Source organism: Kitasatospora sp. NPDC034035 (assembly GCF_055575755.1).
This window is the reverse complement of record NZ_JBVISA010000021.1, coordinates 128,831-137,494: the sequence shown is the minus strand read 5'-3', so window position 1 is coordinate 137,494 and position 8,664 is coordinate 128,831. Positions and strand designations below refer to the sequence as shown.

3 protein-coding genes are annotated in these 8,664 nt (G+C 75.4%); 1 reads left to right on the top strand and 2 read right to left on the bottom strand.

Translation table 11 applies throughout. The features are described from left to right. Positions 1 to 25: 25 nt before the first annotated feature. Positions 26 to 832 (top strand): thioesterase II family protein, encoded by an 807-nt coding sequence (locus tag ACZ52J_RS27665; protein ID WP_465622553.1) that lies wholly within the window; start codon positions 26 to 28, stop codon positions 830 to 832. A gap of 74 nt (positions 833 to 906) precedes the next feature. Here the strand turns inward: ACZ52J_RS27665 and ACZ52J_RS27660 are convergent, their stop codons facing one another. Together ACZ52J_RS27660 and ACZ52J_RS27655 are read right to left on the bottom strand one after the other, a co-directional pair. Next, positions 907 to 7,857, bottom strand: coding sequence for an amino acid adenylation domain-containing protein (locus tag ACZ52J_RS27660; RefSeq protein ID WP_465622551.1), 6,951 nt, complete (start codon positions 7,855 to 7,857; stop codon positions 907 to 909). A 136-nt stretch (positions 7,858 to 7,993) separates the two neighbouring features. Then, positions 7,994 to 8,470, bottom strand: coding sequence for a GNAT family N-acetyltransferase (locus ACZ52J_RS27655; protein ID WP_465622550.1), 477 nt, complete (start codon positions 8,468 to 8,470; stop codon positions 7,994 to 7,996). Positions 8,471 to 8,664: the final 194 nt, after the last annotated feature.

Genomic DNA, 8,664 nt, shown 5'->3' with positions numbered 1-8,664 from the left:
GACCGGGAACGAAAGCGAATAATTGATGACCGGATGGCCCGCCGTATTGCCCGACGAGGTGACCCGATGGACGCCGTGGCACCGTGACGCCGAACCGGACGGGGGGTCCGGGCCCGTACGCGTCTACTGCCTGCCGCACGCCGGCGGCTCCGCCAGCGCCTACCTGCCCTGGGCCCGGGACACCGGCCAACCGGACCTGACGATCGTTCCGGTGGAGATCCCCGGCCGGGGCACCCGGCTCGCCGAGCCGCCGATGACCGCCATGGACGAGGTCGTCGACGGCCTGCTCGCCGTCCTGGCGAGCCGCCCGGCCGACGAGCCGTTCATCCTCCTCGGCCACAGCATGGGCTCGCGGATCGGCTACGAGACGACCCGCCGGCTCGCCGCCGAGGGGCGGCCGCTGCCGCTGTCCCTGGTGGTCTCCGGCGGCCGGGCGCCCGGCACGCCGGACGTGGCCCGGCTGCACGACCTCACCGATGACGACCTCCTGGAGCGCCTCGTCGACCTCGGCGGCACCCCCGCCGAGGTCCTGGAGTTCGAGGACCTGATGCGGATGGTCCTGCCGGTGCTGCGGGCGGACGTCACGCTGCTGGCCGAGTACAACGAGCGGATCCGGCCCACCGTGCTGCCCTGCCCGGTGCTGGCGCTCGGCGGCTCGGACGACCTGATGGCCGGCCCGGAGTGGATCACCGGCTGGCGCTGCACCACGGCGGCGCGCTTCCGCCACCGCATCCTGCCGGGCGACCACTTCTTCCTGCACCGGCAGCGGGGCGAGGTGCTCGCCGAACTCGCGGCCGAGGCCCGGGCGGGCCTGGAGGCCCCGAGCGCCTGACCCCGGCTGTCCGGCCCCGTGGTGCGGGGCCGGACAGCGGGCGACGGTCCGTCCGCGGCGCGCCGGACGGACCGTCATCGCCGGCCCTGGTCGGCCCGGCGGAGGGCGGCGGCGACGACCCGGGCGATCTCGTCGATCGGTCCGGCTTTGGTGAGGTCCAGGTGCCGGGCGGCGACCGGGTGCTCCACCACCGGCCCGGTGGTGTGGGCCGACCACGTGGCCACCGTCCCGTCCGACCGGTGGTCGGCCGTCGCGGTGAAGGCGAGCAGCGGGGCGTCGAGCACCCCCGGTGCCCAGCCGGTCATCAACTGGGCGTGGTAGCGGCAGGAGTCGAGGAGCACCGCCAGCTGGTCCTCGTCGCGCGGCGCGGTCTCGCGGAGCGCGACGGCCAGCCGGTCGAGCAGCTCCGACGGCTTCGGCCGCCACCGGCCCGACCGGACGGCGGCCACCTCGGCGTCGGACGCGCCGATCGCCGTCAGCAGCTCGGCCACCACGACGGAGTCGGTGACCTCGCCGGATTCCGCCGTCGCCGGATGGCTGTCCAGCAGCGCGACCAGGTCGACCTCCTCGCCCGCCTCGCGCAGCAGGACGCCGATCTGGTGGGCGACCAGCCCTCCGAAGGACCAGCCGAGCAGACGGTAGGGGCCGTGCGGCTGGACGGCCCGGATCCGGGCCAGGTACTCCCGCGCCAGCCCGTCCAGGGTCGCGGGCCGCTGCCCGCCGCCGACCGGGCCGACGCCCTGGAAGGCGTGCACCGGCTGGGCCGGGTCGAGGCCGCGCAGCAGACCGAGGAAGCCCAGGCCGTGGCCGGTCACCGGGTGGACGCAGAACAGCGGCGCCCGGGTGCCGGCGCTGCGCAGCGCCAGCAGCGGCTCGAAGGCCGCGTCGGCGGCCTCCGGCCGACGCTCCGCCAGCCACTGTGCGAGCCGGGCCGGGGTCGGTGCCTCGAACATCGCCCGCACGGGCAGCTCCACACCGAGCTCCGTCTGGATCCGCTCGACCAGCCGGATCAGCAGCAGCGAGTGGCCGCCGCGCAGGAAGAAGTCGTCGTCCGGCCCGACCTCGGTCACGCCGAGCTCCTCGGCGAAGAGCGCGACCAGTGCGCGCTCGGCCGGTGTCCGCGGTTCCCGGGCCCGGCTCTCCTCGACCTCGCCGAGCTCGATCCGTCCGCCGCGCGCCCTCACCTGACCGTCGGCCCGGCCGAGGTACTCCACCGCGCCGTCACGGCGGCGGCGGGCCAGGTCGCCGGTGCGGTACATCCGGCTGCCCGGCGCTCCGTGCGGGTCGGCGACGAAGCGCTCGGCGGTGAGCGCCGGGCGGCCGAGGTAGCCGTACGCGAGCTGCTCGCCGGACACGTAGAGCTCACCGGGCACGCCCGCCGGGACGGGGTTCAGGGCGGCGTCCAGGACGTGGGCGCCGGTGTTCCGGACCGGCCGCCCGATCGGCACCGGGCGGGGCTGCTCGTCGGCCGGCCCGCACTCCCAGGCCGTCACCTCGACGGCCGCCTCGGCGGGGCCGTACAGGTGGTCCAGCCGGACGCCCGGGAGCACCTGCCGGAACCGGCGTACGGTGGCCGCCGACAGCGCCTCGCCGCCGGCCACCACCAGGCGCAGCCCGGTGCAGTCGGCGGCCGCCGGGTCCTGCAGGAAGGCGTCCAGCACGGACGGCACGAACCGGGCGACGGTCACGTTCTGGCGTCGGATCAGCTCCGCCAGGCAGGCCGGGTCGCGGTGGCCGTCGGACTCGGCCAGCACCAGGGTGGCGCCGGTCATCAGCGGCCAGCAGAGTTCCGGGACCGGGATGTCGTAGCCGACCGAGGTCTCCTGCAGCACCGCGTCGCCGGATGCCAGCCGGTACTCCTCCTGGCCCCACTCCAGCCGGTTGACGACGGCCCGGTGCGGGACGAGCACGCCCTCGGGGCGTCCGGTCGAGCCGGAGGTGTAGATGACGTACGCCGTGTCCTCGGGACCGGGGGCGGTCAGGGTGGCGCCCTCGGGCGCCGGCAGGTCCTCCGGCGACAGGCACGGCACGCCCTCGGTGGGGCTCAGGGCTGCGAACTGCTCCGGGGCGGCGACCACGGCGGCCGGCCGGGCGTCCGCCAGCACGAGGGCGAGCCGGTCGGCCGGGGCGCCGGGGTCGAGCGGCAGGTAGGCGCCGCCGGCCCGGTGGACGGCGCACAGCGTCACCACCAGCTCCACCGAGCGGGGCACGGCCACCGCGACCCGGCTGCCCGGGCGGACGCCCGCGGCGGCGAGCCGCAGGGCCATCGCCTCGATCCGGCGGTCCAGTTCGGCGGGGCCGAGCGCCCGGCCCGCGAAGACCAGCGCCGGGGTGCCGGACGGCGCGGCGAGCCCCTCCCGCACGAGTGCGGCCAGCGTGGTCGGCGCCAGGTCCCTGCGCTCGCCGAGGGACTCCGCCAGCAGCCGGGCCCGCTCGCCCTCCGAGGCCAGCGGGAGCCGTCCGATCGGCTGCTCGGGGTCGGCCGCCACCGCGCCGAGCAGCCGGACCAGGTGGCCGGCGATCGCCTCGACGGTGGCCCGGTCGAACAGGTCGGTGCGGTACTCGATGGCGCCGATCAGCTCGTCGTGCGGTTCGGCCGGTGTGCTCAGGGTGAGGGTGAGGTCGAACTTGGCCGGTGCCGGGCCGGCGGTGAGCAACTCGGTCTCCAGGCCGGGGATGTCCACGGCGGGACCGCTCTGGTCCATCACCAGGGCGACCTGGAAGAGCGGGTGGCGGCCGGGGGAACGCTCCGGGTTGACCAGTTCGACGATCCGCTCGAACGGCAGGTCCTGGTGGGCGTAGGCGGCCAGGTCGGCGTCCCGGACGCGGAGCAGCAGCTCACGGAAGCCCGGGTCGCCGCCGGTGTCGGTGCGCAGCACCAGGGTGTTGACGAAGAAGCCGACCAGGTCGTCCAGGGCCTCGTCGGTGCGGCCGGCGATCGGGGTGCCGACGGGGATGTCGGTGCCGGCGCCGAGGCGGGTGAGCAGCGCCGCCAGACCGGCCTGGACGGCCATGAAGAGGCTGGCGCCGTGTTCCCGGGCGAGGTCCGCCAGGGCCCGGTGGTCCGGGCCGGCCAGCCGCAGCGGGACGCGGCCGGCCGGCGCGCCGGTCTCGGCGGTGCGGCGCCGGTCCACCGGCAGCGCGATCTCCTCGGGCAGGGCGTCCAGGGCCCTGCTCCAGTACTGCCACTGAAGGGCGGCCGGGCTGCCCGGGTCCTGGTCGTCCCCGAGCAGCTCGCGCTGCCACCGGGTGTAGTCGGCGTACTGGACGGGCAGGTCGGTCCACTCGGGTGCGCGGCCGGCCGCCCGGGCCCGGTAGGCGGTGCCCAGGTCGCGGGCGAGCGGGCCCAGCGACCAGCCGTCGCAAGCGATGTGGTGGACCGTCAGCAGCAGGACGTGCCGGTCGGGCGCGAGAGCGAGCAGGTCGGCGCGCAGCGGCGGCTCGGCGGCGAGGCCGAAGGGCCGGGCGGCGGCGGTGCGCAGGGCCTCGGCCAGGCCGTCCCCGGTCACCGGCGCGGAGCCGGCCGCGGTGGCGTCGGCCGGGTCGGGGCGGCGCAGCAGCGGGGGGAGCCGGTCCGGGTCGAGGACCAGCTGCCGGGGGCCGTCCGCGTCGGCGGGGAAGACGGTGCGCAGCGCCTCGTGGCGGACGGCGCAGTCGTGCAGCGCGGCGGCGAGCGCGTCGGCGTCCAGGGCGCCGGTGAGGCGCAGGGCGAGCGGGATGTGGTACGCGTCGCTCAGCGGGTCCAGCTGCTGGAGGAACCAGAGCCGGCGCTGGGCGTGCGAGAGCGGGATCCGCTCGGGGCGGGCGGCGGCGGTCAGCACCGGGCGACATCGGCCGGTCTCCACCAGGCGGGCCAGTCCCGCGGCGGTGGGGCTCTCGAAGACCGCCCGGATGGGCAGTTCGGCGCCCAGCGCGGTGCGCACCCGGCTGACCAGCCGGGTGGCGAGCAGGGAGTGGCCGCCGAGCGCGAAGAAGTCGTCGTCGGGGCCGACCTCGGCGACGCCGAGCACCTCGGCGAGCAGCACGCAGAGCGCGGCCTCCCGGGCGTCCCGGGGGGCTCGGGACGGGCCGGTGGCGGCCCGCAGCCCGGGCTCGGGCAGCGCTGAACCGTCCAGCTTGCCGCTGGAGTTGAGCGGCAGCCGGTCGAGCACGGCGTACGCCGCCGGGATCATGTAGTCGGGCAGCCGGCCGGCCAGCAGCTCGCGCACCTCGGCGAGGTCGGGGGCGCTGCCGTCCTCGGTCACCAGGTAGGCGGCCAGGTAGCGCTCCTCGGCGCTGTCGCCGCGGGCCAGGACGGCGGCCTGCAGGACGGCGGGGTGGCGCAGCAGCACCGCCTCGACCTCGCCGGGCTCGATCCGGAAGCCGCGGATCTTGACCTGCCCGTCGGCCCGGCCGAGGTACTCCACCTGGCCGTCGCGGCGCATCCGGGCGAGGTCGCCGGTGCGGTACATCCGGGCACCGGGCGGCCCGTACGGGTCCGCGACGAAGCGCTCGGCGGTGAGGCCGGGGCGGCGCAGGTAGCCGCGGGCCAGGTGCGGCCCGGACAGGTACAGCTCGCCGGGCACGCCGAGCGGGACGGGGCGGAGCTGCTCGTCCAGCACCTGGGCCCGGGTGTTGTCGAGCGGGCGGCCGATGACCGGGGTGTCGCTGTCCGTCAGGTTGCAGGCCAGCGCGTCGACGGTGCACTCGGTCGGGCCGTAGTAGTTGAACACCTCGACGTCCGGCAGGGCGGAAAGCTCGGTCCACAGGGCCGGGCCCACCGCCTCGCCGCCGAGCATCAGCACGGTCGGGCGGTGCTGCTCGGCGGCGAACAGGCCGGCCGCGGTGAGCGCCGGGACGTACGTCGGGGTGAGGTCGAGGAAGTCCAGGCGCTCGCGGCGGACGTAGTCGACCAGGGCCCGCGGGTCGAGCCGGACCTCGTCGCTCAGCAGGTGCAGCGGGTGGCCCTCCAGCAGCCAGAACAGCGGCTCCCAGGCCGTGTCGAAGGTGATCGAGGCGACCAGGCCGAGCTGGAGGCGCCGGCCCCCGGGGCCGCCGGACGGCCGGACCATCCGGGTGCGGTGGTGCTGCATCAGGCTGCTGAGGCCGCCGTGCGGGATCACCACGCCCTTGGGGACGCCGGTCGACCCGGAGGTGTGGATGACGTAGGCGGGGTCGAGCGGGCCGGTGGGACCGGTCCGGTCGGCGTCGGTCAGGTCGCCGCCGGGGTGGGCGGCGACGGCGGACCGGACCGCGGGCTCGTCCAGGACCAGCACGGGTGCGGTGTCCGGCAGCCGGGCGGCGTCCGCGGCGGTGGCGAGCACGCAGACCGGGGCGGCGTCGGCGATGATCCCGGCGAGCCGCTCGCGCGGCGCGGCGGGGCTGACCGGGATGTAGGCGGCACCGGACTTGAGCACGGCGAGCAGCGCGATCAGCAGGTCGGTGGTGCGCGGCAGCGCCAGCACGACGTACCGCTCGGGACCGGCCCCGCGCCGGACGAGCTCCCGGGCGAGCCGGTTGGCCCGCTCGTTGACCTCGGCGAAGGTGAGCCGGCCGTCCTCGGCGACGAGGGCGGTGACCTCGCCGTCCAGGGCGGCGCGCTGCTCGAAGGCGGCGTGGTAGGTGGCGGTGGCGGCGGGCAGGGCCGGCCCGGCGGCGCGGTCGAGGACGTCCCGCCGCTCGTCGGCGGAGAGCAGGTCGTACCCGCCGATCGGCCGGTCCGGGTCGGCGGCGGCCGCGGCGAGCAGCCGGCCGAGGCGGGCGGTCAGGGCCTCGGCGCCGTCCCGGGTGAACAGGTCGGTGCTGTACTCGACGAAGCAGCCGAGCCCGGCCGGGGCGCCGTCGGCGTCGTGCAGCTCACGGATGTTGAAGGACAGGTCGAACTTGGCGCCGCCCGGGCCCGCCTCGGCGATCTCGGTGTGGATGCCGGGCAGTGTGAGGGCCGCCTCGGGGGTGTTCTGGAAGGCCAGCATCACCTGGAACAGCGGGTGCCAGGCCAGAGAGCGGCGCGGGTTGAGCGCGGTGATCAGCCGCTCGAACGGGAACTCCTGGTGGGCGAAGCCCTGGAGGTCGGTGCGCCGGACCCGCTTGAGCAGTTGGCGGAAGGTCGGGTCGCCGGAGGTGTCCAGACGCAGGACCAGCGGGTTGACGAAGTACCCGACGACCTCGTCGTAGCGTTCGTCGGTGCGGCCCGCGATCGGGCTGGCGATCGGGATGTCCGTCCCGGCCCCGGAGCGGGTCAGCACCACGGCCAGCGCGGCCTGGAGCACCATGAACATGCTGACCCGGCAGGTACGGGAGAGCGCCAGCAGCTCGCGGTGCAGCTCGGCCGGGAGGTTCCAGGGGAAGTACTCGCCCCGGTGCGACATCGCGGCGGGCCTGGGGTGGTCCGTGGGCAGTTCCAGGAAGTCCGGCAGGCCGGCCAGGGCATCGCGCCAGTAGGCGAGTTGGCGTCCGCCACTGCTCTGCGGGTCGTCCAGGTCACCGAGGTCAGCGTGCTGGCGCACGGCGAACTCGGTGTACGTGGCGGGCAGTGGGGACCAGAGGGGGGCCCGGTTCTGCGTCCGGGCCAGGTAAGCGGTGCTCAGGTCGCGGGCCAGCGGGGCCAGCGACCAGCCGTCGCCGGCGATGTGGTGCAGCACCATCAGCACCACGTGCTCCTGCGGACCGAGCACGAACAGCCTTACACGCAGCGGGATTTCCGTCCGCAGGTCGAAGACGTGCCCGGACTCGGCGTCGATCAGGGCGGGCAGCTCCGCCTCGCCGGCGGGCACCACGGTGAGTATCGACGGCACCTCCGCCGTCGGCAGCACGTGCTGGCGCGGTATGCCGTCCCGGTCGGGGAGGACAGTGCGCAGTGCCGGGTGCCGCCCCACCACGTCCGCCAGCGCGGACCGGAGGGCCTCGGGGTCGACCGGGCCGGTCAGCCGCATCGCCACCGGAACGTTGTACGAGGCGTCGCCGCCCTGGAGACGGTCGTTGAACCAGAGCGCCAACTGCGCGTACGAGAGCGGTGTTTCCGCCGGCAGGCTGTGTTCGCCCAGCACGGGGCATCCCTCCAGGTGAACCCGCCCGCCGGCCTGGTGGGCGGGGCGGGCCGGATGGTGGTTTTCCGGTGGCTCTTGGCCGTTGGGGGCCGCCGACGTCCCTCGGCGGGGTACTACCGCTCGGTGCGGGCGGGCGTCACGCGGTCCAGCGGTAGGTCATGTCGGGCTCGTTCTCCTCGTTGCGGCTGCCGTCGTCGGTGTCCACCACGACGAAGCCGTGCCGCTCGTAGAAGGCGCGGGCCTCGGTGTTCTTCTGGAAGACGTGCAGCGAAAGCTCCTGCGGACCGGCCGACTTGACGGCTTCCAGCAGCAGCGTGCCGATGCCGCGACGGCGCGCGTCGGGGCGCAGGTAGAGGTGGTCGAGCAGGTTGCCGTCGAGCGAGGCGAAGCCCAGGAGGGCCCGGGTGCGGGCATCCTCGGCCAGCCAGACCCGCGAACCCGGCAGCACCACGTGGGTGATCCAGCTCAGGGTGGCCTCGTCGCTGTGCAGGCGGGGGAGATACGGCATGGTCGCGGCGCGCGAGGCCAGGAAGACCTCGGTGACGGCCCCGGCGTCCTCGGCTTCCGCGGTCCGCAGGTGGACGTTCCCGGTGAACGGTTCGTCGGATTGCATCCACATCTCCTCGATCAGGCAACAGGCAGTGCTGCCGCAGGGGGACCACCGAGGAAGGAGCATGCGAACGACACCGCTGCGCACCGATGTCGAAAATCGGGTGTGCAGCGGGTGATTGAGTCGAATCTCCCCCCGGATGAGCCACGTGAAAACGGATCCGGCGGCGTTGATCTTCCGTCAACATACACACCGGG

Coding starts and splice junctions, on each gene's coding strand:
- ACZ52J_RS27665 (WP_465622553.1), top strand. CDS start 26: ATGACCGGATGGCCCGCCGTATTGCCCGACGAGGTGACCCGATGGACG.
- ACZ52J_RS27655 (WP_465622550.1), bottom strand. CDS start 8,470: ATGCAATCCGACGAACCGTTCACCGGGAACGTCCACCTGCGGACCGCG.